A 25,563-nucleotide genomic window follows, 5' to 3' on the forward strand; every position below is an offset into this window, starting at 1 on the left:
TGTTAATCGCTCCTCTTCATTTCACTTTTTTTGAACTAAATATTCTGTCATCGAAATAATCGATCGATTTCTGCAGCAGATTGGACAACATGCGGCTTTCTTCGGCACCCAGATGCTCCGCCAGCCCTTCGTAAAGCTCGCGGGAATATCGGAGAACATAGGCGGCTTTCTGTTTTCCCTTCTCGGTTAACGAAACTCTAACAATCCTACGGTCTGCCGAATCTTTAACGCGCACAATGAGATCCCTTTCGACCATATCGTTCAAGAGCTGGGATACGAATGGAGAAGTTACTCCCAAATACTCGCTGAGTTCCATTACGCTCATAGGGTCATGTTCTCTTTCCATGAGGATGGACATCATACGGGCTTCATTTATTTTTTGGTTAGCAGCGTCTATACGGGCTTCGATATTTTTGCGGTACAGATGCCCGAAAACTTTCATGAGCTCCAACGATTCGTGATCCATTTGACTCTCCTTTCGCGTGTATCTCTGAATAGATAAGTTACTTATTTATTTGATCTGATTTGATTGTAAAAGTTAACGCATTCCCTCACTAACACTTTAAAGACTTATTGGCTATCGCTATCACGACTTTTTGGACCGTAAGGACAAGCATAAACGTGAATCCAATAAAAAAAGACACCACTCGGGTGTCTTTTAAAACAACTCTTTGAAACGACCCTATTTACGCCACCAGCTTCAAGCCGATCGCCGAGCCCAACACCACGCCTATGCATAGTAACCTCAAGAAACTGCGAGGCTCCTTGTAAATAAGCATGCCGAGTATGGCGCCGCCTGAAGCGCCGATCCCGGTCCATACCGCATAAGCCGTACCCATAGGCAACGTCTTCATCGCTAGCGACAGCAATAGGAAGCTAAGGCCAAAGCTTACTATCAGTAAAAGCAATGGTTTCCAGTTACGGGCTTGATTGAATGTATTAATAAGGACGACGCCAAACATTTCGAATATGCCTGCCATAATCAAAAACAGCCAATTCATACGCCCTTCGCCTCCTTCTTCTTGTCTTTACTAAGGAGCTTCAAGCCTATAACGCCTAGAAGCAGCAGAGCGATCAATACCATTTTCATCGCTTGGACCTCAGCATCGAACAATAGTATCTCAGCTATGACCGTCCCGGCCGTTCCCAAACCAACGAATACGGCATATACGGTGCCTACCGGCAACGTACGAGTAGCCTTGATCATCAAATAAAAACTAACAAAAATAGCGATTGCCGTTCCTATCCATTCCAGCACGCTGTCCGCATGCTTTAAACCAATAACCCAACCTACCTCGAATACCGCTGCAATTACGACCGATAACCACGTTTTGTTCATCATTCATTCCTCCTTGATATTGCCGTTAGTATGGCGTATTAAATGAAAAAAAATAAAAGCCCGAGAAATAAACCGCATAACGCGGTTTATCTCCCAGGCTTTTATCCTTCCGTGTCGCAGCCAGCTGGCTGCGGGCTCTCTCTCGGACCGGACCGGCATTGCATCGCATGCCGCGGAACCCTAGAGAACCTCACTATATTCATTTCATCAAAATATACGTTGTATGCGAGCGGTTGTCAAGCCGATACGTCGCTTATTACACTGCAGCTTCATCATGCTCGAACTGGCTGTTGTACAAATCGGCATAGAAGCCGTTCGCTGCTAGCAGCTCTAGGTGGTTGCCGCTCTCGATAATATCGCCGTCCTTCATGACGAGAATGATGTCGGCGTTCTTGATCGTAGACAGTCGGTGCGCGATAACGAACGACGTGCGTCCCGCCATCAGCCGGTCCATCGCCTCCTGAATGAGCAGCTCCGTTCTCGTATCGACGGAGCTCGTCGCCTCGTCGAGGATGAGCAGCGGCGCATTCGCGATCAAAGCTCTTGCGATTGTAATGAGCTGCTTCTGTCCTGCGGAAAGGTTCACTTGCTCGTTCAATACGGTGTCGTAGCCATGCGTCAATGTCCGGATGAAATGGTCAATGCCAACCGCTTTGCAGACATCCTTCACCATGGCATCGGTAACGCCTTGCTTATTGAAGACGATATTTTCTTTGATCGTTCCTTCGAACAGCCACGTATCCTGCAGCACCATACAGAACTGCTCGTGCACGTTTTCTCGAGGAATCTCGTGGATCGGAACGCCGTCGATTGCAATTTCCCCGCCGTTCAGCTCGTAGAATCGCATCAGCAGATTGACGATCGTCGTCTTGCCTGCGCCTGTCGGCCCAACGATCGCGATCTTCTGGCCTGGCAAAGCTCGAGCCGAGAAATCATGGATAATCAACTTATCGGGATTATAACCGAACGTAACATGACGGAAATCGACTTGGCCCTTAACGTCTTTAAGCACCTTCGTTTTTCCGCTCTCGTCCTCGAGCTCTTTCTCCTCCAGGAATTCGAATACGCGCGCGGAAGCGGCAGCCGTCGATTGCAGCGTAGTTGCGGCCTGCGCGATTTGTCCGAGGGGCTGCGAGAACAACCTTACATAGAGCATGAAAGCGACGATGACACCAAACGAAATGTGATTGTTCATCGCTAATGCGCCGCCGACAATACAGACGGCTACATAACTGAAGTTGCCGACGAACATCATAAGCGGCATCGTCAAGCCGGATAGGAATTGCGACTTCCATGAGCTTTCATATAGTTTATCGTTAATTTCGTTAAACGTTTCCTTCGCCTTCCGCTCGCCATTATAGACCTTAACGACATCGTAACCCGAGAAGATTTCCTCGACGTGGCCGTTCATCGCGCCCAAGTTCGCTTGTTGGTGGACGAAATGCGTTTGCGATTTTTTGATCATCACGGTCATGAAAGCAAATCCTAGGAAGGTCGAAACGATAGCCGTGAGCGCCATCCATACATTCGTAATAAACATCATAATCAAGGAGCCGACCAGCATCGTAACGGATGTTACGAGCATCCCGATGCTCTGATTCATCGTTTGACCAATCGTGTCGATGTCATTGGTCACGCGGCTCAGCACGTCGCCATTGCTGTTGGAGTCGAAATATTTCAGCGGCAGCTTATTGATCTTCTGCGAGATGCGCGTTCGCAACCCTCGCGATACCTTCTGCGTGACTGTAGCCATGATGAAGCCCTGGAAGTACGAGAAGACGACGCTTAATCCGTACAGGACAGAGAGCAGAATGCCGATCCGGGCAATCGCGTCCATATCGAGCTGACCCATTAAGCCCGCGGTGATGTGATCGGTCATCGCCTCCAGCTGACTTGGTCCTATAATCGTAAATATCGTGCCTACAACGGACAGCAGCAAAGCTGCGACAATAAGAGGAAGGTAAGGTCTGCAATACGCGACCAGCTTGCCCATTGTGCCTTTGAAATCGATATTTGGTTTGGTAGCAGGTTGTTGTGGTTTAGCCAATTTCGAGCTCCTCCTTCGACAACTGAGAGTTAGCGATCTGACGATAGACCTCGCAGGTCTGCAGCAGCTCTTGGTGCGTGCCTCTTCCTACGATTCTGCCTTCGTCGAGAACGAGGATCAGATCGGCATCCTTAATCGTTCCGATTCGCTGTCCCACAATCAGATTGGTAGCCTCTGCTGTTTCTTGCATCAACATGGAGCGCAGCTGGCGGTCTGTCTTGTAATCAAGCGCCGAGAAGGAATCGTCGAAAATATAAATGTCTGGTCTGCGGAACACCGCTCTGGCGATAGATAGCCGCTGCTTCTGGCCGCCCGACAAGTTCGTTCCGCCTTGCGAGACGCTGCCCTCGTAGCCGCCTTCAAGCTTCTCGACGAACTCTGTGCCCTTAGCGATCGCTACGGCTTTCTTCACATCGTCCGCTGATCCTGCCGCTTTCCCGTTATCGCCATAATTGACGTTGGACGTCACGGTTCCGGTGAACAATACTGCTTTCTGAGGGACATAGCCCAGCTTGTTGTGCAAATCACGAAGCGAGTAATCCTTGACGTTCACGCCCCCTACGAGCACCTCTCCGTCCGTCACGTCATAAAATCTCGGGATCAGGTTCATGAGCGTACTCTTGCCGCTGCCCGTCGAGCCGATGAACGCAACCGTCTCGCCCTTGCGCGCAACGAAGCTGATGTCTTGAAGCACGTATTCATCCGAATCGGCATACTTGAAGCTGACATTTCGGAATTCAATTTCTCCGGTCTTAGCTTGGTTAGATGATTTCGAGCTGCCGTCCTTGATGCTTGGTTCCGTATTCAACACTTCCATTACGCGCTTGGCTGATACCGATGCCCGCGGCAGCATGAAAAATACCATCGACAGCATCATGAAGGCCATAACGATCTGCATGGCATAGGAAGAGAAGATGACCATGTCGCTGAACAAGCCGAGTCTATGCGCCGCATCCGCCCCATCGATCAGATAAGCGCCGATCCAGTAGATCGCGAGGCTTAATCCGCTCATGATTAGACTCATGACCGGCATCATTAACGCCATTAATCGGCTTGTGTACAGATTGGCGTCGGTCAAATCCTTGTTCGCGTGTTCGAACTTTACTTCTTGGCTCGGAGCCGCATTATAGGCGCGGATCACTCGCAGACCGGTCAAGCTTTCTCTCGTTACCCGGTTCAATTGATCGGTTAATCCTTGAATCGCTCTGAACTTCGGCATGGCGAACAAGATGACGATCGCGATCATGAGCAGAAGCAGCGCAACCGAAACGCCCGAAGAGAGCGTCCATTGCCAGCTCTTGTGGGAAATCTTCACAACCGCCCAGACGGCCAGAATTGGCGCTTTGATCATAACCTGCAGACCCATCGCCACGATCGTCTGCACTTGCGTAATATCGTTCGTCGATCTAGTAATAAGGCTCGCTGTCGAGAATTTGTTCATCTCGGCCATCGAGAACGATTCGACCTTATCGAAGAGCAGGCCTCTTAGTCGCTTAGCAAGCGATGCGGCGCTCTGCGCCACGAGATAGACGACGATGAAAGAAGCGATTAAGCTTCCGATCGCGCACATCATCATATAGGCGCCCGGCTCCCAGACCTGACTCAAGGAGTTGCCTTCGGTCTGCACCAGCTTCGTAATTTCGGCCAAATAATCGGGAAGCTTCAGGTCGAGCCATACCTGGAGCACAATAAAAGCGGTACTGATGATAATAAACCACACATTTTTCGGATTAAAATACTTTAAGATCTTAAGCATCTACCGAACGCGCCCTCTCTCTACTGTAATTGTTAGCTATGCAAGCGTAAATAAGCTTTATTACTATACTACTTTAATTTAAGCCTTTTCAACAACTATGGCGGCTGCTACTCGAGATTGCTTTTAATTTTATCGATCACGCCAAAAAACGTATCCAGCTCTTCCCGCGACAACCCCTTCTTCAATTCGCGCTCTAACTCGACATACTTGCCAAAGATAGCTTCGCAGTACTCGATAGCCATCGGCGTAAGAATGATTTGCTTTAACCTGCCGTCGTAGGCAACGGATTGTCTGACGATAAGATTATTCTTCTCCATTAGCTGTAAAATCTTGCTCGCGGTCGAGCGTCTAACTTGGAAGTGGTTCTCGAAGTCGCGCTGGAAAATCTCCTTGTGCCGGTTATCGACGAAAAACTTCAGCGCCCATCCGTGCATGCCGGTCAATTGATCGCCGTATTTATAGTGAATGAACCCGTCAACCTGCCGTTTCAACAAATTCCTCACCGTTCTAAGCTCCAGCGCAACCGATCTGTCATTTTCCATTCTGCACCCCCTTATCCTTTCATTCTTTCCTAAATTATACCTCAAAACTTGTTAGCCGACTAACATAATTACGACTTTTTGATTAGCGTTTTAACGACTTTGGCTATCGCCACAAAATCGTAACACTTTGCACATTGTGCATGTTTGCCCATTGGGCAATAATATAGATATAAAATGAGGTGAGCGCTTAGGCGAAGGTATGATGAGCAAACAAAGCTTGCGCGATATGAAAAGAGAAGCTACCGCCAATTCGCTAGCCGATGCTGCGTTCGCACTTGCTCTTGAGAAAGGGTTGGACGGATTCGTCGTTGAGGATATTGTGCAGCGGGCCGGTTATTCTAGAAGAACGTTCGCGAATTATTATTCCTGCAAAGAAGAAGCGGTTGCCTCTGCGGCAGTCATCTTCCATGGCGCAGATGAGGTCGAAGATTGGATCGGACGCTTAGACGAGGACATGACACCGCTGGATATCCTGTACAATTTGATGAAGCTGCAACTGACAACCGAGCATCTATCGAAATTGCAACAGCTTATTTCGCTTTCTAAGCATAATCCGACACTTGAGCCGTACATTCTCAGCGCGCTTCGCAGTCTGCAAGCAACGGCACAGGAAACGATAAGCGAGTTGTCCCGCGGACGTTATCCCGAAGGGTACACGCATCTTCTCGTCGGCGCCGTATACGGAGCCGTGTTGCCCCTGCTTGATGGGAGCATGAGCGTGCTGCTTCCTGGTGAATCAGCAGCGGAAGCTCCTGATGCGGTAACTTTCGATCACTATTTGGATACGATGTTCGATTACTTACGCAAAGGATTTTAATTCATTACATCCTATATTTCCGCAAACAAAGGAGAAAAGCTAACGCATGTCAACTTTCCTGTACCGAATGGGCAAAGCTGCCTATTCCAAACCATGGTATTTCATTGTCAGCTGGATCGCGATCCTCGGAATTGTGCTCGCTATACTTGGAGTGAACGGCATTCATGTCACTTCCGATATGAAAATCGAGGGCACGGAATCACAGAAGGTGTTAGACCAGTTGTCGGCTGAACTGCCGGAAGCTTCTGGCGGTCAAGCCAGCATCGTATTTACGGCGCCTAAGGGCGAACGTCTGGACACGGCTGAACGTTTGACCTCAATCAGCGAAGCCGTTAATAAAGTGTACACGCTCGACTATGTCATTAATCCGATCGAATTGGCTGCTCAAGCAGGTGCATCGATGACCGATGCCGCTGCTCAAGGCGGTCAGACTGAGCAAGCCGATGCAGCAGCTTCCCAGCAAGCCGCTGCCGGCGAATTGCCGCCATACGGACCTATGATGATCGACGGTGTCCCCGTACCCGGCGTCATGATCGCATCGGACGGCAGCGTTGCTTTATTCCAATTCCAATTCACTGTCCAACAAATGTCTTTGCCCGAAGAAGTACCTGATTTGGTCATCGATGCAGTATCGCCTGTCGAGCAAGCCGGCGTAACTGTACTCCCGAGTGACTCGCTCTCCACCAAGCCTGCAATCGGCTCGACGGAAGCAATCGGCATCGCCGTCGCGGCTGTCGTCCTCTTCATGACGCTCGGTTCGGTCGTTGCCGCGGGATTGCCGCTTCTGACCGCTCTTATGGGCGTAGGCATAAGCGTAGGCGGGGCTTTCGCCTTCTCGAACGTGTTCCACATGACCGATCTAACGCCTGTTCTTGCCTTGATGGTTGGACTCGCGGTCGGTATCGACTACTCGCTGTTCATCGTGAACCGTCAGCGCCGCATGATCCTCGAGCAAGGTCTTAGCGCTCGGGAAGCCGCTAGCCGAGCGGTCGGCACCGCAGGCAGCGCCGTGTTTTTCGCAGGCTTGACCGTTATTATCGCCTTGTGCGGCATGCTTGTGATCGGTATCGGATTCCTATCCGCAATGGCGCTTGTAGCCGCTGTAGCCGTTCTTGCCAATGTATTAGTTGCGCTGACCCTGCTGCCGGCATTGCTCGGTCTGGTTGGCGAGCGCATCTGCTCGGCCAAAGCACGCGCGAAAGTCAGCAGCCAAGCGAACACGAATCCTAATGGATTTGCGCACCGCTGGGTAACGGCAGTCGTAAAAGGCCGCTGGGCTATCGTCGTTGCCGTTATCGTCATCCTCGGCGCTGCTGCGATTCCGGTAGCGAAGATGGAGATGGGTATTCCTTCCGGCGCTACGGCGAACCTAGACACGACAGCAAGACAGAGCTACGACGCGATTTCGAACGGTTTCGGCGAGGGCTTCAACGGTCCGCTTCTTCTAGTCGCTGAGCCGCAAGGATCATCGACTGCGATAACGATGGAAACGCTGGGCGGACTCGTTCAAGAACTCCAGCAGCATGACAATGTCTCGGTCGTAACGCCGATGGGTGTCAACAAGACCGGCGATATGGCGATCATTAGCCTTATTCCGAAGACTGGGCCAACGGACAAAGAAACGAAAGATTTGGTCCAAGAGCTTCGCGACATCGATTCCAGCATGGCTCAGAACCATGACGTTAAGGTTGGCGTTACCGGCTTCACCGCAATCAACATCGATATGTCGTCAAAGCTGGCTGAGGTATTCCCGCTTTACGTCGGCATTATCGTCATTCTTTCGATTATTATTTTGCTGCTCGTCTTCCGTTCGATCATCGTACCGGTCAAAGCTACGGTTGGCTTCCTGCTCAGCGTACTCGCCACTTTCGGGATTACGACAGCCGTGTTCCAATGGGGCTGGGTGCATGACCTGTTCGGCTTCGATACGGGCGGACCTCTGCTCAGCTTCATGCCGATCATGGTTACCGGCATTCTGTACGGACTGGCGATGGATTATCAAGTGTTCCTCGTCAGCTCCATGCGCGAATCTTACGTTCATGGGCATCATGGCAAGGAGAGCGTCATTCACGGCTATGACCAAGCAGCCCGCGTCGTCGTAGCTGCAGCGGTCATCATGGTATCCGTCTTCGCCGGGTTTATCTTTGCCCATGATATTATGATCAAGCAGATCGGCTTCGCGCTCGCGATCGGCATCCTGATCGACGCTTTCTTCGTCCGTATGGCGCTTGTTCCGGCCGTCATGGCGATCTTCGGCGATGAAGCCTGGTGGCTGCCGAAGTGGCTCGATAAGTCGCTTCCGAACCTTGATGTCGAAGGCGATAAGCTGCTTGCACAGTTGAAGGAGCAGGAAAGCACGGCAGGCAAAAAGAAGACGAAGGCGATCCCTCGCCAGGCTCACTAATTACTAGAACAACAAAGGCCAACCAGATGATCTGGTTGGCCTTTGTTTCACATATGATCCCGAAATTGATTTCGATATTCCGTCGGTCCCATATCCATATATTTTTTGAACACCTTGGTGAAATGGGAGAAATTCGAATACCCGACGGAAGAGGAAATCGAACTGATAGGGATGTTCGATTGGGTTAACAATTCCTTCGCCAGCTTGATCCTTTCGAGCAGCACATAGTCAGTAATCGTATGCCCCGTTTCCTTCTTAAATAATCTGGTCAGATGATCGGGATGCAGATACACCTGTTCGGAGACCGTTTCCCGAGACAGATCTTGGTCAATATTAAGAGCGATATACCGCTTGACGGTCTCAATGACGGATTCCGTTTCATTAGCTGCCTCTGCTTGATTCATCGCCTTGTTGACGGCATGCTGGACCCATGCCAACATATCCTTTACGGTGCGTCCTGCTGCTTCAGAGATTTCTCTCGATTGTTCATCTCCGAATAATTGATGGGCATGAACGCCTTTGCCGTTCAAGTAGGAGTAGAGCACCTGTACAAAGTTTTGATTAAATTGATGGAGATAGTTAGCGTCCAGCCCTTGATGCTGAACGAGATCTCCGAGAAACGCTTCCACTTTATGAATGATAGCTTCCTGTGTGCCTGTCTTCAGCATGGAAGACAATATGCTCCAATCCGGCAATGAAAGAGGCTGATCGACCTTTTGGACATCCTGATAGAAGTGAACCTTATTAACGGAAGCTACATTGTTCCGGTCCTTCGTCCTTAAGTCGGCCACCATATTCGCCATCTCGTGGACTTGGACGGGCTGGCCGCAATAACAAGATAAGTCGCAATAGAAATAACGGTTGCTGGCATCAATATACTGATGGCAAGCTTCATGGATTCCTTCACTCTCGCCGTCAGCAGAAACGATGACGAGAAGCAATCCGCGGTCAAGATAAAAACAAATGCCGTTCGCATGATGACTGGCGATGATTTCTTCAGCCGTATTCTTAAGAGCGTACTCCATTATCTTCTCATCGCTTCGTCTTAGCTCTTTATTCCATCTTTGAACGCTAATTAAAATCGGGATAAACAGCGATTGCTCCGAAATCGGAATATGATGACGCTCGATCTGCTCGCGTACCGCAGCCGGGTGCAACGTTGCGGAGTGATTAATCAGATTCTGCCAAAAATGCTGGATGATTAGCGAATGATGTTTCATCCATAGCTGATGGGACACGCTATTTCTGCTCATTTCGGTATTCCGATCGATTACGCTCTGCGCTTTGCGAATCGCTTGTTCCAAATCGGCCGCACGCACAGGCTTCAACAGATAATCGAGACTCCCGAGCTGCAGCGCTTCCTTGGCATATTTAAAGTTCGAATGGCTTGTCAGAAAGATCGTCTCCGTATTCGGATGATGCTCCCGCACCCACGCTAACAGCTCGAGGCCGCTGCCTTTAGGCATTTCAATATCGCATATCATAATATCGATGTTTTCTCGCTCGAAGATTTCCATCGCTTTCCTCATACTATAGGCCGTAAACAATCCCGAAACTCCCAGCTTGTTCAGATCAAGATCAGACTTTACGCCTTCAATGGCATGAACTTCATCGTCAACAAGGAGCATTCGATAGGTCATGTCATTTCCTCCATCTTCGGATTAGTCGGAAGGATCATTTCCACTACCGCGCCTCCGGTTTCCTTATCGTTAAAGTATTGAACGGATACGGTTTCGTCATACAACAGCTTTAATCGGCGATGCGTGTTCCAAATCCCGGTATGCTCGCCCTGATCATTCTGGACGCTTCTGCCCGCCTGTAATTCTCCAAGCACCTGTTCGCTGAAACCGCAGCCTGAATCTTTGATTGTTATTTTCATTCTCGAACCGTTCTCTTCATCAAAAAATCGGATTCGCACGGCTATGTCGATCGGCTCGTCGTCCATCGTGAAAGCATGCTTGATGGAGTTTTCGACAAACGACTGTATGACAAGAGGCGGTACGGGCGTATCCATTAAATAATCCGGTGCATCAATGTCCCATGCCAACTGGCCAGGGAAACGCATGCTCTGGATATTGAGATAATTCCGGGTATGCTCAAGCTCGTCCCCAAGCTTCACGAAAGAAGTCATACTACGGAACAAGAATCGGAAATAATGAATCAAAGCCTCCGTCATTTCCATAATTAATGCAAACTTCTTCACCTTGGCTAGATTAAAAACAATATTCAAAGCATTAAGGAAGAAGTGGGGATTCACCTGCGACTGCAATCGCTGCAACTCTTCCCTTTGCTTACTTAATTGTTCCTCGAATACGTTGACGCGCAGCGTCTGGATCTCGGTCATCATGGCGTTGAATGAATCGCCGAGCACAATAAACTCATTGGACGACTTATGCATCTCGACCTGCGTACTCCAATCACCGGCTCGAACTTTCTTCATGGCGAGCAACATCCGGTTGATAGGAGTCAAGAATGTCCGTCTCATCAAATAAAGGCCTATCGGAATAAAAAACATCGATACGATTGTAATAATCCAAATAATTCGTTGCAGATACGGAAGATTGGCCAATATGTTTCTATCCGGGATAAGAGTGATCAGACTGAAGTTGCCCCTACTGGAGTGCTCGCCTACAACGAGAAACTGCTTGTCAGAACCGGACAAATAGTAGTCGACCAGGTTCTGACGCAGCTCAATGCCATAATCTTGCACGATAGTCGTATTCGTTATCGGTTCACCCTGATCATTAGCGAACAGGATCTCCCCCTCCTTCCCCATCTTCAGAGACCGGAGCGGTGCCAGTAACGTATCCGTGCTAATCCATGCGCCAAGATAAGCATCTCCCGCTTGGACGATATCGATCAAATAATGCTCTTGCCCGATCTGATGATACTGCCATCTCTTCGAAACGCTTCCTTTAACAATGGCCTGATGTTGAATCAGTTCGATGATATAATTTTGAACGCTCTCCTTCTCTTCATGCGAAAAATCGAACGTACTTGGTACATCCATATAATCTTGTCTTTCTTCCTCATAAACAAAAAACGAGTTCACGGAACGATACAAAGCAATGTCTTTGGAAAGGGATTTGAACATATAGATTTTCGCCGTATAATATTCGTCATCCGTCACCGATTGGCCAATCGACAACAAGTCGATGCCTAGGGCAATTGTATTCATATAAGAATCCACATCGTTCAAGCTAACATCGATTTGATTCATATAGAGGCTTAACGTATCTTTGTAGGAATCGGCAACTTGCCCGCGCACGACATGAATCGCATAGAAGTTGTTATAGATAAGCATGCCGACAAGCGGCAGCGTCATGATTAACACGCTTACTGCCAGTTTCATTCGCAATGAATTCGTAAATGGACGTCTTCTAAAGAGATTCATGTCATACCGCTCCTTGTCGCGCTCGCTCTTTCACCTCATCATACAAGCATGGAAGACCAAACGCCACAACCGGAGTGATTCCAGTCATGGCGTATAAGACATATGGTAGGTTAGGTCAGCCTTTCACAGCACCGATCATTATTCCCTTAATGAAATACTTCTGGAAGAACGGATAAGCAACTAGGATCGGGAGAACCCCGATCACCGCAATGGCCATTTTTACCGAGTCAGTAGGCATTTGCTGCAAGGCGTCGCTTCCATTTGCGCTCATATTCGTGCTGATGAACTGAACGTCCTGCATAATGCGGTTAAGCAAATTCTGGATACTGAAATATTCAGGCTTCGTTATATACACCATACCGTTCTGCCAATCATTCCAGTACATAATCGTTGTGAACAAGCCAATCGTTGCAATAACAGGCGTAGATAGCGGAAGAACGATCGACCAGAAGGTCCGGTACTCCCCCGCTCCGTCCAACTGCGCGGATTCGATCAACGCTGGCGGGATGGTGGTCTGGAAGAAGGTCCGCATAAGCATGACGTAAAATCCGTTCATAAGCAATCCTGGAACGATCAGTGCCCAGATCGTGTTCTTGATGTCGAAGAGCTGCGTATACACCAGATAGGTCGGTACAAGACCGCCATGGAACAGCATCGTGAAGAAGACGATAAACATAATCAGATTCCGATGCGGCGTCTCGCTTCTAGCAAGCGGATATGCCAGAAGCGCAATGATCGTCAGGCCGAGTACCGTTCCTACAACGGTTATAAATATGGTTACTCCGTAAGCGCGCGCAATATCCGACCCTCTCTCGAGCAGGTAGGTGTAGGCATCGGTGCTGAATTGTTTAGGGATGAAAGAGTAGCCGTTCGCGATAATGGCATCCTGATCCGTCAGGGATGCCGATATGAGCAGAATGAACGGGATGATGCAGATTGCGGCGAATAAGAACATTGCGATATGACTAAACCATGTTAAAGCTCTGCTTTCTGTTTTCAAGTATGCCACCTCCTTAGAACAATGCGTTGTCTTTGTTGTAGAGTCTTACTGAATAATTGGCAAGTACGACAAGTACGAATCCGACGATGGACTGATAAACACCGGCAGCCGTAGACATCCCGATATCGCCATTGCCCGTTAATCCCCTAAATACGTAGGTATCGATCGTAGCCGTCGTGTCGAACAGCGCGCCGGAATTCATTGGCACTTGATAGAATAAGCCGAAATCGGAGTAGAAAATTCGGCCGACGTTAAGCAGCGTTAGCATAATAATGATTGGAGTCAGCATCGGCAGCGTAATGCGGAGAATCTGCTGCCAGCGGCTCGCGCCATCGAGCCTTGCCGCCTCATAGTACTCCTCGTCGATCCCCAGCAATGCGGCGAAGAAGACGATGCTGGAGTAACCGACACCTTTCCAGATATTGACCAGCGTCAGAATGACGGGCCAATACTTCGACTCGCTGTACCACAAGATCCCATCTTCAATCCCGAACCAAGGAAGAACCGTTTTGTTCATGAACCCCGTATCCGCGCTCAACAAGGCATATACCAGATAGCTCACAATAACCATTGAAATCAAATGCGGCAACGTAATGAGGCTTTGGTAGGTCTTCAACAATACCTTGTTCTTGATTTCATTCAACAGGATCGCGCAGCCCAGCGACAGCGCTGTTCCTAGCGCAATGAACACGACATTATATAAAATGGTGTTCCGCGTAATGATAAAAGCGTCTGAAGTCTTGAAGAGGTACTCGAAATTAGCAAGTCCGATCCAATCGCTTTGTAGAATGCCTTTGGCGAAATTCACGTCCTTAAAGGCGATAACGATCCCCAGCATGGGGAGATAGTTATTGATTAACAGGTAAAGAAGACCTGGAATCATCATAATGAGCAGCGGTGAATATTTCCGGTAATTGATCTTCTTTTTCTTCTTCTTGGTGTCCTGCGGGACGGCAGCCGATGCGATTTGTTCCATATGCGAATCCCTTCCTTGTCCTTATCTTATGTTTCATACTCCCATCATAAGGGACAATCCGATGCGCAACTAACAGTATGTCGACTTTCTCAGTAGTGAATTATCGACATCTATTAAGCCGTAATAGAAGAAAGCGCCACATCGATTGTGGCGCTTTCGTTTCTTGCCTATTTTAAGCGCCAAACACTCGTACAGGCCCTAACAGACCGCTCGGTTCCAGTTGACCCAGACGCGAGAAGAAGTCCGGCGTTTCCTTAACCAGCGTGTTCGTGACTTCAATGGAAAGCGTATTGTTTCCCTCCCGAATCAGCTCGCTTAAGTCAAATCGATAGGGAGCAGCAATGCGAACACCTGCTGATGCGCCATTAAGGAAAACCTCGGCCGTTTCGAAGGCTTCGCCTAGATCAATGACGGCGCGGTCCCCGGATGCTGACGCCCACTTCATATTAGCTTCGTAACGGAAAGTTCCCGAGAACGCGGGCAACAGCCCAGGCTTGCTTAAATCAGTTGCCTTCTCTACCTCTCGCCATGGGGTAAATACCGGATACTGCTCGGAGGTTGACGTTGAGACCGACCAAGGGCCATGAATAGACGTGATTAGCTTCTCAGTCACCATCTGATCTGCTGCTTCCCCCTCGTCAATCGACGCTCCGGTAATCACAACGATCGTTTCGGAAGCCGCCAGATGGAGTTTCAATAACGTTCCGTCTCCTTCTATCGTATTTTCCGAGCGCAACAGCTTGTTGGCATAAGCATCGTATAATTGTACATTCCCCGATACCGGAAGATGAACTTGCGTGGCGATCTCGCGGTTCGGATGCTCGTTAAAGAATAGGAAGACGTCCATATCCGAATGCCTCATGTGATAGGAGCGCAAAAACGGTTCGCTGTCCTTAACCTGCACATCGTAATAGCCCGCTTTCTTCAGTCTCTCTGCGAGTCCCTCAAGCGGAACGACCTCTACATTCTCGATTGTTGCAAGACGGTCAAGTTGATCCCGATTCGGCCCCCCCTCGCTCGAACGGCGCGGAAGATCGTTAATGAAGAAGATGGACAGCCCTTGCTCCGCCAAACTAACCATGCGAGATAACACGTCGCCTGGGAGTGCTTCGCTATAAGGAACAATTAAACAATCAAAGGTTTCATTCTGCATAACGAGCTTACCGTCTCGCACGGTCACTCCGTGAACGATCGTATCGCACGGCAGAACATCGCAATCGATCTGTTTCCTCATCAGCTCTTTCACAGGCTTGTGGAAATACATATAGTCCCCGGACCATTCCGCTTCCGCATGGTATAGAATGGCTGCCGTCGCAACATGCGTACCGCCCGACAGCAGATGGCTCAATCGGTTCGTATAATCATTCAAATATTTATAATACCGGAATTGCGGGTTTTTCCCTCTTGCATACAGATGCGGCGGGCAGTCTCTATCCGGGTACTCTTTGGGCGAGAAGGCGTGCGGAACGAAGTAATTCACGCCGCGAACGAGCATGTGGTCGGTCAGCCACTTCATGAGTTTCAGCCCTTCCGCCCAGCCGTAAGCGCCGAACACCTCGGCCATCGTTCTTCCCTTCTTCTTCGGATCCAGGTGAGCAAGCGATACAGCCATCTTAGCCATACCGTAGTTGAAAAACTCCGAGTCCCCTTCCCCTACAAAACCTCGTGCCGGAATATCGTCAAATCCGGGTCTGAGCTGCCAGAGCACAACATCCAGCCCGGACATATCTTGTCCGCCAAGCGCCCGATAGAAGTGCCCCGCGCCGCTGCCAAGCCGAGCGTGAACATTGCTGTCTTCCAGCACATGACCGATATACTCGACTCCCCTCTCCCGGCACCAATCGCCAATCTGCTCGGTGAAATTTTTCGCATATAGCTTGCTTACCAGATTCATGTAGCTGTAACGCATCCGCGACATGCTCTCGCCGCCCTCGTGCCACAGAAGGGGCATATACTTTCTGTAATCAGAGCCGAACTCCTGCTCCATCAAGCTGAACATCTCCCTGCTCCATGGCAGCGAAACTCCCTTTTTGCCCGGTTTGGAATTGAAATCCCACGTATCTTTATCGTTGTAGAACCCCGGCTCATCAGAGAAAAAGCCAGCCAAAGTACCGCCGAAGTCGTCCTTGTAACGCGCGTAAAAGGACTCATGAACCGTATCGATCAGGATACGGACGGATTCGGCAACCAGCAGATTGACATAGTCTTTCTTCTGCGGGTCGCCGCCGTGTTCGCTTTCGATCAGCGAGAAGATTCTCCAGTATCCATCCGGAACGTTCCAATATAACATTCCGTTCTCCACCAAGTGAGTCAAATCAATTGACTCCTCCGTTAACACGCCGGTTTCCGGATCTCTCTTAACCGCTACCACTGCAAACAATGTGCCTCCGTTACTGTAGCCAGGCGCATAAGGTAATGCGGATACGATGAACGATGAGTCATTCCGAGGTCCAATAGCATCGACATGGCTTTCCGAAACAAAGAGACGGCGAAGCTCCGAGGGCGCCTCCTTCACTCGGCCTGCCGCATGACCGGTCGGGAAGTGGTCGTCATCGAGAATCCACACCTTCATGCCCCGCGTTCTTGCCTCATCCATGATGACGTCTATGTCTTTCCACCATTTCGGCCCAAGGAAATCCGGATGCGGTCTCGATTCTACGCAAACCGCCCGAATACCCGATTCATGGATCCGCGCCATTTCTTCACGGAGAACCTCTTCCTCTTCGCCATGCTGCCAAAAGAAAGGCAAAATATAATTATCTTCTTTGCCTGCCAGCACATCATGCAGTTTCGATTGCATACTCAACTCGCTCCTATTCGTGGCTGTAACCACAATGCTTTTTCTGTACCCTCAAATTCGGCCGTTGTATCGGATGGCATCCTCAATTATCTGCTCTGTCCATTTCTTTATCTTGTGATCGTTATCAAACAGCAACGCCTGATGTTCACGTCCAGGGCAGAATAAGTCATCCAGCCATGTCATATCATCCGCGACACCCCAGGTTAATACCGCGTCTACCGTATCTGAGTAACGACGGCAGATATCAAATATGCCTCGATATAATTCTGCCTGTTTATGATGCATTTCCTCGGTAATTGGAGAGGATGGCGGGAATATACGGTCACGAAGTGAATAGGGATTTACATCCATCTCCGTTATATGGATTCGTAGTCCTAAAGAAGCAAATGCTTCTACGGTTCGTTCATATTCATCCAGATTGCATTCTACGATATTGACATGGCCCTGTAATCCCATACCATCAAGCGGTACGCCCCTGTCTAACATCCCTTTTACCAGCTTTAGCATCCGCTCGCGCTTATAGGGAATGAATTCGTTATAATCATTGTAGAAAAGCTGTACATCCGGTGCGTACTTTCTTGCTATATGATAAGCAATATCCAAATAATCCGGGCCGATTAATTCCAACCACTTGGACTGTCTCATGTCTTCCCCAGGAAAATCGTTGATTGCCTCGTTTACAACATCCCAACTGGAAAACTGTCCTTTGAAATGTTCGCAGAACGCCTTAGTGTGGCTGTCAATACGCTCAATAAGATGTTCTCTGGAAGCAGGCTTGCCTCCATCCATAAATACATCATCCGGCACCATCATATGCCATATTGGCGCATGTGCACGAAGAGACATTTGATTATCCTTAGTAAATTTCACAATTTCATCGGCTTCTCCAAATGTAAAAATCCCTTTTTGCGGCTCAATAGGTTCCCATTTCATTGCGTTTTCTGCAACTGCACAGTTAAAGTGCTTTTTTATGATGGCATCATGTCTTTTTATGCTCTCGCTACTAAGACAAGCTCCAACCTGAAAAAACTTTTTATGTGCTTCGCTAAGTGAAATCATTTCCCTTACATCCACAAAAAAACCTCCCAGTATAACTTTCAACACTGGCCTGCCTGACCTGCGCTTCTTATTCGTAATCTTCAGTCCGCCATTCATCTTTCCAGTCTAGATAAGCCATGTTCCCGTCAAAGCGGAATGGCAACCATACATAATCGGCCTTATACGTATTCTCTTCCGCATTGTAGGGCTGTCTTTTCGTCTGCGTCACAGGGAATGGTTCCCCTGCCCGGTTAGGATTGTACATGAGGTCGAAGCCATTCTTAATGTCTTCGTAAGGAATAAAACCCGCTTCATCGATAATCCAGCGATCCCCCAATGCGATGTATAGATCTTTCTTCGTCGGATGTTTGAATACCGATGAAATCTGCGAGCGATAGGACGTATTTGTCGTATCGTTCACATGTGGGTTGCCCAAAATTTCAAAAGGACCGTGATAGGTTCTCGCGCATGCCACTTCCGAAGGATTCGGGTAATATCCTGTCGTTCCCGATGTCACCAAATATTGCAGCCCTTTTCGCTGGAAATGGGCTGGTGCTTCACGAACGAGAGGCGGATGGATATTCGGGAAATGAGTAGAGTAATAGCCCGTTACATCCGTGTAGTCAGACGTTAAGTCCGCGCATATGAGCTCGCAATGAACCCGTTCGAAATAATAATAGGCCTTTCCGTCCTCGGCAATGACTAAATCAAAGTCGCCGGCACTCATATTTAATGGACGGTATTTCGTCTTTACGATCGTATAAGGGCCTAACAATTGATCCGAGGTCAGAATCGTTAACGTCTGCGTATGATCCTGTTCCATAATTTTCAGCCAGCATACGTATTTGCCCGTTTCCTTGTTGAAAATGATGTGCGGACGGTCCATATGGCTTGTTGGATGTAGGGAGGATGTATCGTCGTCCTCCACAGGCGGGATGATGTTGCCCTCATCCTTCCAGTTGTATAGATCCTTCGAAGAATAACAACGGACACCCCAGTGCCAGATTCCGCTGCCGGGTATTGTTTTCTCTTTGTTCTCTCCGTACCAATAGAATGTGTCGTTCTCGTAGAAAATGGAGCCTCCATGAGCCTGAATCCTTTTGCCTTCCGTGTCCAGCCAAACCTGTCCTGGTATAATCGATGTTTGCATAATGATATCCTTCCTTTATCTAAGATACTGGCGCACTGCCTAGAGAAATGGCAGGACCATTTAGATCCTGCCACCTGCATTCACTGCACTGCTCTATTGATTGGCTGCAGCCCAAGCATCAAGCTGTTTCTGCTTCTCCGCGATATACTTCTCGATGCCTGCGGCTTTGAGTTTGTCGTTGAATTCCTTCAGCCTCTTCTCTGGATCCACCGTGCCGGTCTCCAAGCTTTGTGCGTATTGTTCAATGACATTTTTCAAGGCAACACCTTCATTCTTGACCGAAGCCTCGTCGAATAAGAAACCGATGGCTTTGGAAGGGATGCTCTGTGCCATAAACTCATTTTCGAACTCCCTCAATTTCGGGTTATCTGTCTTCGATAGATAAGAGAGTCTTTGATTGCCCATTACCCAAACGAAACTTTTCATGTTATACCCGACCGTATTGATATCCAAACCTTCCGGATAATCGGCTACTTCATCCGACACCTTAACATGGTGTTTACCTTCGATGCCCCACACAAGAAGATTAGCGATGTCCTTATCCGAATACATCAAATTCAGGAACATCATTGCACGCGCCGGATCTTCGGAGTGTTGTGCGATCGTCCACAATCCAGTCATTACATTGGCAGTCGTTGCATGAGGAGGAAGCAGTTCAGCCCTTACAAGCTCATAGCCCACTTCGAGCTCAATCCCCTCTTTTTGCCCAGGAGAGCTAGGATAAATGGCGCTGAAAGTACGGCCAGCCTTGATTTGAGCGTTCGGAAGGACGGTTGTCGTTGCTGCATCTTTATTGATATAACCTGCTTTAAACCATTTGTGTACCCGCTCCAGTTGGTCGGCATACTCCTCAGTCTCAAACAAGTTAACGATTTTTAGCCCATTGTCATAACCCGGTAGTACGCCGAGTCTATCACCTAACCCATCGTAACTAGCATAAGAAGTTACAGGACCGAGTCCCGGTGCTACTCCAAGCGGAATGATGTTTGGTTCTTTTTCCTTAATTGTCTTCAATACATTCTCAACATCGTCCAATGTTTTGATCGATGCAACATCTATCTGATACTTATCTACAAGGTCTTTGCGAAGATAGTAATCTGTACCTTTGGCGTAAGCGTCGACATACGGCACACCATATAATTTCCCGTTAATTTTGGGTACATTGACGTAATCTTCGCCAACGGCTTGAATAATGCCTTGTCCATGTTCCTTTAGAAGATCATCAATTTGATACAATTTCCCTGATCCTGCAGCCGCGTTGTACATCCCGCCAGAGCCGAATGTAAAGGCAAGGTCCAACTTCTCGCCACCGGAAAACATCAAGTTCATTTGCTGGGAATATGCACCGATGCTAATCGGAAGGATATCGACAGTCGCATTTATTTTCTCTTGCGTTATCTTGCTGATCGCTGCTTCTACCTCGGCCATATCCTTAGGTTCCGCCCCGAATATCGGCAAGGCCAACGTAATTTCGTAAGGCTTTAAAGCAGTCTCTTCGGCATTATCGGTTGCTTGTCCAGCGTTCGGTTCATTAGATGAATTGCTGTTATTGTTTTTGTTGTTGCTTGAGCATGCGGCAACCATTGTTGTAACGAGTGAAACGGCTAGCAACAACGAGATAACCTTCAACTTCTTTTTCATGTGATCCCCCCATAGGATTGTATGTGCTTACAACTTCATTATAGCTACCGTGTTTGTTGCCCACTAACAAAATCACGACATCGTGAATAGCGATATCTCGACATTATCGGTTAAGTAACCACGACCCGCACGCGGCAAAGATTCAGCACTTGCGTGTACTTATCGCCGCGATTGCCTTCTCTGTTGGACGAGGCTCGCAATACCGGGAAGTATGTGCCGGGTTTGGTGAATACATACGACGTCTCGATAACAACCTTTGAGCCATCATCATTAATGCGGTTAAAGCTTGCTTCGGTCGGATAAGTGGCATCCCCCTCGAAATCCCATTCTGCTGATACGATCTTACCCGTATTCAGTGGTAATTCAATTGTTGCCGTGAAAGAAACGATCTCTCCTACCGATACATCGGCTCCTTCTCCGCCATTAGCATGAAGGGTAATGACTGGCTGAATGCCATGGCGCTCGGCTGCTGCAATTGGAACGATGACTTGGCCATCTTCGACCTCATAGCTGGTGCTGGCCGGAGGGGCAATACCTTGCTCCACCCAGGCGCTCAAATCGCGAAGCGCCTGATTCAATGCGCCGAGATAACCTACGATATGCAGCTCGTCCAGTGCATGATTGGAGCTCGTTTCGGCGTGCAAGGCGCGATCGATGTAGTAAAGCCGGAAATGCTCATCCAACTTCTCGCCCAACGCTTCTTTCACTTTGGTTCGATACCAGTCAGCCTGCCACGGGAATGCGCTCTCGTCCATCAACGCCTCCACGACGATCATCTTTCCGTCAAATCGGCCGCTTTGGACGGATCCCGCTCCGCCGAAGGCGATAGCCGGCCCCAGCAGAAATGAACGCTGCGGATACAGCGGCTGACCGTCTTCATCCTGAAATTGGTCCCAGACATAATAATCGGAAGTCGGTACCTGATGACGGTGATACGTCTGAAGGGCGAGGTAATCCGAGTTGTCGAGCATGATCTCGTCACCCGGCTTGATACGATCCAAATACTGCGCCGACTCGTGGAATCCGAAAGCCGATCCGATCGTGACGACATCACCGTTGATCTCGCCGAGCGGCAGCTTCTGTCCTGCGGCCTCACCGCTAGTAAAGACGATATAGGCCCCCTCCATATATAGCTCCCCGCAAGGCGCGCCCTTCAGTCGGAATGACGGGGCGGATATTGTTCCATCTTGAAGAGATTTCCAAGCCTCGTCAACGCCCATCTTCATCGATCTATCCGTCCTTATGTCACCTTGCTCTTCGTCTGGCCGAATAACCTCTGTTACGACAGTCTTATATTGAACGCGAGCTCTAGCAGCCGAGCTGTCAGGGTCGGCGCCAAGATAACCGGGAACGGTCCAGAAATGCTCGAAATAGGAAGGATCGCTTTGGAACACGGCAGGAGAAAGAACCGACAGCGCGCCATCGCCAATCTCGTTATAAGCAAACCAGCTCCTCGGCGGGAACCCCATTCGGGTCACTTCTTCAAGCGCTTGTCTTTCTTCTTCATTCAGTCCAGCATACATTTCCCCGCTGCCGCCCGGCTCTAAAGCGTCAATAATAGCAGGAAACTTATTCTTCAAGATGCGCATCGCATGGACTCGTACCGAGAAGACGCTAGGCATAGCCATTGGCGTTCCAATTACGAATGGCACCGCGCCGTCCCACACGCCTGTTGTGCTTTCGATACAGCTAATCGTCTTGTATCCGCCGCCGCTCCCACCGAAAGCATAGCCGTACGGACGGTGCGGACCGTACAGCTCGGCTGCCTTGACCCTCGAATACTGCGCCACGGCAGCGCTCGCGCGATACACAAGCGTAAAGTCCGGCGACATTCCGCCCATATTGGATTCTACAAAATAGGCGCCGCTGGAAATGGCAAAACCAATTGCACCGTCGTTGTTTTCGTTTGCATTTTCACTGCCTTGGACCGGCGATATGAAATGAAAGAACCGTTTCTCATAGCCCTCTACCGGAGGGTAATAGAAAGAAAATTTGGTACCTGTACCTTCGAATCCGCCGTGGATATACCGATGGCGAACCGGCTGGTCCCGCCACTCATCGACGTCCACATAGGGCTGCTGGAACTGAGGATCTTGCGTCCCGTCGTAAAACGGGTCTGCTGTTTGCGAAGCTGGATGTTCCATCACTCGCCTACCTCCTCATATAATTACAAAACCGGAATCACAATCGTTTGCGGAGCGCAGCCTTCCGCTGACGCCATCACCGTAATCGTTCCCTCTTCCGATTTGGAGCGAACAACCGCAAGCACCTTGCCGTCAAATGTCGTTCTTTCCGTGTCATAGAAGTTTTCTTGGCTCTTCGGATCGGCGCTTCCGAAACCTTGCAGCGTTCCAGCCCCCTCTACTGTAATCGCAACTTTCCTATCTGCCGCCGTTTGAAGGATTCCGTGCTCATCCGTAAAGGAGATCGTAATATAAGCCAAGTCCGCTCCTGACGCTTGCAACTCATCTCGATCATTCTCAAGCTTCAACTGTAGTCCCTGAGCAGCCGTCTTCAGCAACATTCGTCCTGTTTCTTCACCATTCGTGTAAGCAACAGCTGTTAGCTCACCTGGTTCGTATACCGTTTCGAAGACAGCTTTATATCGGTTTGCTTCGCCGACTGATGCTCTGTCGATAGCCTTGCCGTTTAACAGCAGCTCTACCTCTTCGGCATCCGAGTATACTTCAATCTTAATGGCGTTCGTTTCAGAACCCGGCCATGTCCAGCTGGAGATGGAGTCACTCCAAGACCAAGCCGACTTCATAAACTTCTGATTGTAATGCTGCGGTCGTTGGACGGCAATATACGGTTCTTTCCTTAGCCCCCATACAATCTCACGGTAATAGGATGCTGGTCTGCGATTACCGGTAATATCAATATCTCCGCAATATGCGACATACCATGGATACGGACCGTAGATCGCCTTGCTGTCATCTAGCGTGTAATCGATCTTGCCAATGCCCGCCTCGCCGAGATAATCCCAGCCTGTCCATGTGAAATCACCGATGATATGGCTATTCGCCTTCGTCAATCTCCAGTTAATATCAATATCATTAGGCATTGTTTCCGTACCGCAAATGATCCGGTTCGGGTACAGTTCCTTATCCATTTCATAACGGCCATTCATGTAGTTATAGCCTGCAAAATCGACTGCCGCGAACGCTTCTTCCGTTACGGCTCCTACGATTTCATGACGCACAATCTGATTCATCTTGCTTAGGAGCGTCGACATAACGGTATTGATCTCATTGGAATCCGGCTGCTGGGCAGGGGCTGCTGCTCCATTGTTGCCTTCGCCCGCGAAGCTGGCCATGACCTCGCCAAGTCGATCCATAATACATAACCAACCGTTAACCGAAGTCGTAATAAACCTGGTGTTATCCAAAGAACGGAGCTTCTCCGTCATTTGTCGGTTCAAGCTCGCGCCGTTGCCGGTTGCGACTACCGGAATTTCATTGCCAATGCTGTACATAATGACGCTTGGATGATTGAAATCCTTCTCCACCATCGCTTGCAAGTCTCTTTCCCACCATTCCTCGAAAAACAATCCGTAGTCGTATTCTGTTTTGCACGAATTCCATACATCAAAGGATTCGTCCATCACCAGCATGCCGATACGGTCGCATGCATCCAGCATTGCTCTGGAAATCGGCTGGTGAGCGCTTCGAATGGCATTGAATCCCGCTTCTTTCAATATTTCTACGCGTCTTTCCTCTGCGCGCTCCAATGTGCTTGCACCGATAACCCCATTATCATGATGCACGCAAGCCCCCCGCAGCTTAACGACTTCGCCATTGATGCGCAGACCATGGCGCGTGTCCAACTGCAGACTTCGAATGCCGAAATGGTTTATCTCTTCGTCTACGATGTTACCGTCAACAAGGAGCTTGGTATAACAGAAATAAAGGTTCGGCTCTTCAACCGACCATAATTTAGGCTCTTGAACGTAAATTCTTTGTCTGATGGTCACCGAGTCTCTATAAAACACAGTGACAGGCGATTTGTCTGATGCAACGATGTTGCCGGTGCAATCCTTTACCTCCGTCAAAACATAAGCTTTTTGAGTCGGAATCCCAACGTACTGCACGACAGTGCTCAACTCTACAACAGCCTGGTCCTCCGTGATGTCCGGTGTTGTTATCTTGACGCCGTCTTCCTTAATGTGAAGCGGCTCGCCTATAAGAAGGTTCACGTTGCGGTAGATCCCGCTTCCCGTGTACCATCTGGAATTGGATTCAGCACCATTTTTTACGATGACTTTAATTTCATTGTCCGCATTCCATTTCAAGAAACGGTTCGCGTTCACATAGAAGTTGCTGTAGCCGTATGGACACTTTCCTGCAAAATCGCCATTAATATAGACCATCGCATTCATGTAAACACCTTCAAACTCGAGGACGATGTTTTTGTTCTCGAGTTCCTTTGGCGCATAATACTTTTTCTTATAGGTATAGTTCCCGCCTGGGAAGAAGCCTGTGTTGTTTTGGTTCTTGCAGTTTGGATCCCTTGGTTCCAGAATCATGGCATCATGAGGCAAAGTGACTTGCACTTCCTGCTCCGACCTCGACAGCGAGATGCCTCCCCCGCCTTTTGAGAAACTCCAGTTATCATTAAAAGATTGCTTCAACATCGAATTGCCCCTCTCATTTCGCATTT

Annotated in this window: 18 protein-coding genes and 1 riboswitch; of the genes, 2 read left to right on the plus strand and 16 right to left on the minus strand. The window is 49.0% G+C overall.

Annotated features, from left to right (window positions below; genetic code table 11):
• Positions 1 to 16: 16 nt before the first annotated feature.
• The 6 genes from AC0YN0_RS26615 to AC0YN0_RS26640 form a co-directional block, all read right to left on the minus strand.
• A complete protein-coding gene (locus AC0YN0_RS26615; protein WP_475823988.1) occupies positions 17 to 466 on the minus strand; it encodes a MarR family winged helix-turn-helix transcriptional regulator in 450 nt (149 codons plus the stop codon).
• Between the two features lie 220 nt (positions 467 to 686).
• Positions 687 to 1,001 (minus strand): DMT family transporter, encoded by a 315-nt coding sequence (locus tag AC0YN0_RS26620; RefSeq protein WP_475823989.1) that lies wholly within the window; start codon positions 999 to 1,001, stop codon positions 687 to 689.
• Complete coding sequence (locus AC0YN0_RS26625; RefSeq protein WP_475824135.1) at positions 998 to 1,339, minus strand: DMT family transporter; 342 nt, start codon at positions 1,337 to 1,339, stop codon at positions 998 to 1,000. The genes AC0YN0_RS26620 and AC0YN0_RS26625 overlap by 4 nt, the downstream gene beginning before the upstream one ends.
• A gap of 88 nt (positions 1,340 to 1,427) precedes the next feature.
• Positions 1,428 to 1,534: riboswitch (guanidine-I (ykkC/yxkD leader) on the minus strand.
• Positions 1,535 to 1,595: 61 nt separating this feature from the next.
• Positions 1,596 to 3,332 (minus strand): ABC transporter ATP-binding protein, encoded by a 1,737-nt coding sequence (locus AC0YN0_RS26630; protein ID WP_475824136.1) that lies wholly within the window; start codon positions 3,330 to 3,332, stop codon positions 1,596 to 1,598.
• A 46-nt stretch (positions 3,333 to 3,378) separates the two neighbouring features.
• The gene (locus AC0YN0_RS26635) at positions 3,379 to 5,142 is read right to left on the minus strand and encodes an ABC transporter ATP-binding protein (protein ID WP_475823990.1); all 1,764 of its coding nucleotides are present in this window, start codon (positions 5,140 to 5,142) and stop codon (positions 3,379 to 3,381) included.
• 107 nt (positions 5,143 to 5,249) lie between these two features.
• Entirely contained in the window at positions 5,250 to 5,684 is a 435-nt protein-coding gene (locus tag AC0YN0_RS26640; protein ID WP_475823991.1) for a MarR family winged helix-turn-helix transcriptional regulator, read from the minus strand.
• A 202-nt stretch (positions 5,685 to 5,886) separates the two neighbouring features.
• Here AC0YN0_RS26640 and AC0YN0_RS26645 point away from each other — a divergent pair, with 202 nt between their 5' ends.
• Together AC0YN0_RS26645 and AC0YN0_RS26650 are read left to right on the plus strand one after the other, a co-directional pair.
• Positions 5,887 to 6,501: a TetR/AcrR family transcriptional regulator gene (locus AC0YN0_RS26645; RefSeq protein WP_475823992.1), complete on the plus strand. Its 615-nt coding sequence runs from the start codon at positions 5,887 to 5,889 to the stop codon at positions 6,499 to 6,501.
• A 46-nt stretch (positions 6,502 to 6,547) separates the two neighbouring features.
• Positions 6,548 to 8,905 (plus strand): MMPL family transporter, encoded by a 2,358-nt coding sequence (locus AC0YN0_RS26650; RefSeq protein WP_475823993.1) that lies wholly within the window; start codon positions 6,548 to 6,550, stop codon positions 8,903 to 8,905.
• A gap of 47 nt (positions 8,906 to 8,952) precedes the next feature.
• Here the strand turns inward: AC0YN0_RS26650 and AC0YN0_RS26655 are convergent, their stop codons facing one another.
• The 10 genes from AC0YN0_RS26655 to AC0YN0_RS26700 form a co-directional block, all read right to left on the minus strand.
• On the minus strand, positions 8,953 to 10,545 hold the full coding sequence (locus tag AC0YN0_RS26655) for a response regulator (RefSeq protein WP_475823994.1): 1,593 nt from the start codon (positions 10,543 to 10,545) through the stop codon (positions 8,953 to 8,955).
• Positions 10,542 to 12,299 (minus strand): sensor histidine kinase, encoded by a 1,758-nt coding sequence (locus AC0YN0_RS26660; protein WP_475823995.1) that lies wholly within the window; start codon positions 12,297 to 12,299, stop codon positions 10,542 to 10,544. Before AC0YN0_RS26660 ends, AC0YN0_RS26655 begins: the two co-directional genes overlap by 4 nt.
• A 115-nt stretch (positions 12,300 to 12,414) precedes the next feature.
• Entirely contained in the window at positions 12,415 to 13,299 is an 885-nt protein-coding gene (locus tag AC0YN0_RS26665; protein ID WP_475823996.1) for a carbohydrate ABC transporter permease, read from the minus strand.
• Positions 13,300 to 13,312: 13 nt separating this feature from the next.
• On the minus strand, positions 13,313 to 14,275 hold the full coding sequence (locus AC0YN0_RS26670; RefSeq protein WP_475823997.1) for an ABC transporter permease: 963 nt from the start codon (positions 14,273 to 14,275) through the stop codon (positions 13,313 to 13,315).
• Between the two features lie 172 nt (positions 14,276 to 14,447).
• Positions 14,448 to 17,075, minus strand: a complete 2,628-nt coding sequence (locus tag AC0YN0_RS26675; protein ID WP_475823998.1) for a glycosylhydrolase-like jelly roll fold domain-containing protein — start codon at positions 17,073 to 17,075, stop codon at positions 14,448 to 14,450.
• A 51-nt stretch (positions 17,076 to 17,126) separates the two neighbouring features.
• Positions 17,127 to 18,149, minus strand: coding sequence for an endo-1,4-beta-xylanase (locus AC0YN0_RS26680; RefSeq protein ID WP_475823999.1), 1,023 nt, complete (start codon positions 18,147 to 18,149; stop codon positions 17,127 to 17,129).
• Positions 18,150 to 18,201: 52 nt separating this feature from the next.
• On the minus strand, positions 18,202 to 19,263 hold the full coding sequence (locus AC0YN0_RS26685; protein ID WP_475824000.1) for a family 43 glycosylhydrolase: 1,062 nt from the start codon (positions 19,261 to 19,263) through the stop codon (positions 18,202 to 18,204).
• Positions 19,264 to 19,356: 93 nt separating this feature from the next.
• Positions 19,357 to 20,904, minus strand: a complete 1,548-nt coding sequence (locus AC0YN0_RS26690; protein ID WP_475824001.1) for an ABC transporter substrate-binding protein — start codon at positions 20,902 to 20,904, stop codon at positions 19,357 to 19,359.
• A 110-nt stretch (positions 20,905 to 21,014) separates the two neighbouring features.
• Positions 21,015 to 23,051: a Tat pathway signal sequence domain protein gene (locus AC0YN0_RS26695; RefSeq protein ID WP_475824002.1), complete on the minus strand. Its 2,037-nt coding sequence runs from the start codon at positions 23,049 to 23,051 to the stop codon at positions 21,015 to 21,017.
• A 20-nt stretch (positions 23,052 to 23,071) separates the two neighbouring features.
• The gene (locus AC0YN0_RS26700; RefSeq protein WP_475824003.1) at positions 23,072 to 25,537 is read right to left on the minus strand and encodes a glycoside hydrolase family 2 TIM barrel-domain containing protein; all 2,466 of its coding nucleotides are present in this window, start codon (positions 25,535 to 25,537) and stop codon (positions 23,072 to 23,074) included.
• Positions 25,538 to 25,563 lie beyond the last annotated feature (26 nt).

The sequence above is a fragment of the Paenibacillus sp. J22P218 genome, assembly GCF_056269195.1.

What these genes read in the sequence shown, in the direction of transcription:
- AC0YN0_RS26675 (WP_475823998.1), bottom strand. Translation starts at nt 17,075, where the DNA reads ATGCAATCGAAACTGCATGATGTGCTGGCAGGCAAAGAAGATAATTAT.
- AC0YN0_RS26685 (WP_475824000.1), bottom strand. Translation starts at nt 19,263, where the DNA reads ATGCAAACATCGATTATACCAGGACAGGTTTGGCTGGACACGGAAGGC.
- AC0YN0_RS26635 (WP_475823990.1), bottom strand. Translation starts at nt 5,142, where the DNA reads ATGCTTAAGATCTTAAAGTATTTTAATCCGAAAAATGTGTGGTTTATT.
- AC0YN0_RS26670 (WP_475823997.1), bottom strand. Translation starts at nt 14,275, where the DNA reads ATGGAACAAATCGCATCGGCTGCCGTCCCGCAGGACACCAAGAAGAAG.
- AC0YN0_RS26630 (WP_475824136.1), bottom strand. Translation starts at nt 3,332, where the DNA reads ATGGGCAAGCTGGTCGCGTATTGCAGACCTTACCTTCCTCTTATTGTC.
- AC0YN0_RS26615 (WP_475823988.1), bottom strand. Translation starts at nt 466, where the DNA reads ATGGATCACGAATCGTTGGAGCTCATGAAAGTTTTCGGGCATCTGTAC.
- AC0YN0_RS26700 (WP_475824003.1), bottom strand. Translation starts at nt 25,537, where the DNA reads ATGTTGAAGCAATCTTTTAATGATAACTGGAGTTTCTCAAAAGGCGGG.
- AC0YN0_RS26655 (WP_475823994.1), bottom strand. Translation starts at nt 10,545, where the DNA reads ATGACCTATCGAATGCTCCTTGTTGACGATGAAGTTCATGCCATTGAA.
- AC0YN0_RS26625 (WP_475824135.1), bottom strand. Translation starts at nt 1,339, where the DNA reads ATGAACAAAACGTGGTTATCGGTCGTAATTGCAGCGGTATTCGAGGTA.
- AC0YN0_RS26620 (WP_475823989.1), bottom strand. Translation starts at nt 1,001, where the DNA reads ATGAATTGGCTGTTTTTGATTATGGCAGGCATATTCGAAATGTTTGGC.
- AC0YN0_RS26640 (WP_475823991.1), bottom strand. Translation starts at nt 5,684, where the DNA reads ATGGAAAATGACAGATCGGTTGCGCTGGAGCTTAGAACGGTGAGGAAT.
- AC0YN0_RS26645 (WP_475823992.1), top strand. Translation starts at nt 5,887, where the DNA reads ATGAGCAAACAAAGCTTGCGCGATATGAAAAGAGAAGCTACCGCCAAT.
- AC0YN0_RS26660 (WP_475823995.1), bottom strand. Translation starts at nt 12,299, where the DNA reads ATGAATCTCTTTAGAAGACGTCCATTTACGAATTCATTGCGAATGAAA.
- AC0YN0_RS26690 (WP_475824001.1), bottom strand. Translation starts at nt 20,904, where the DNA reads ATGAAAAAGAAGTTGAAGGTTATCTCGTTGTTGCTAGCCGTTTCACTC.
- AC0YN0_RS26650 (WP_475823993.1), top strand. Translation starts at nt 6,548, where the DNA reads ATGTCAACTTTCCTGTACCGAATGGGCAAAGCTGCCTATTCCAAACCA.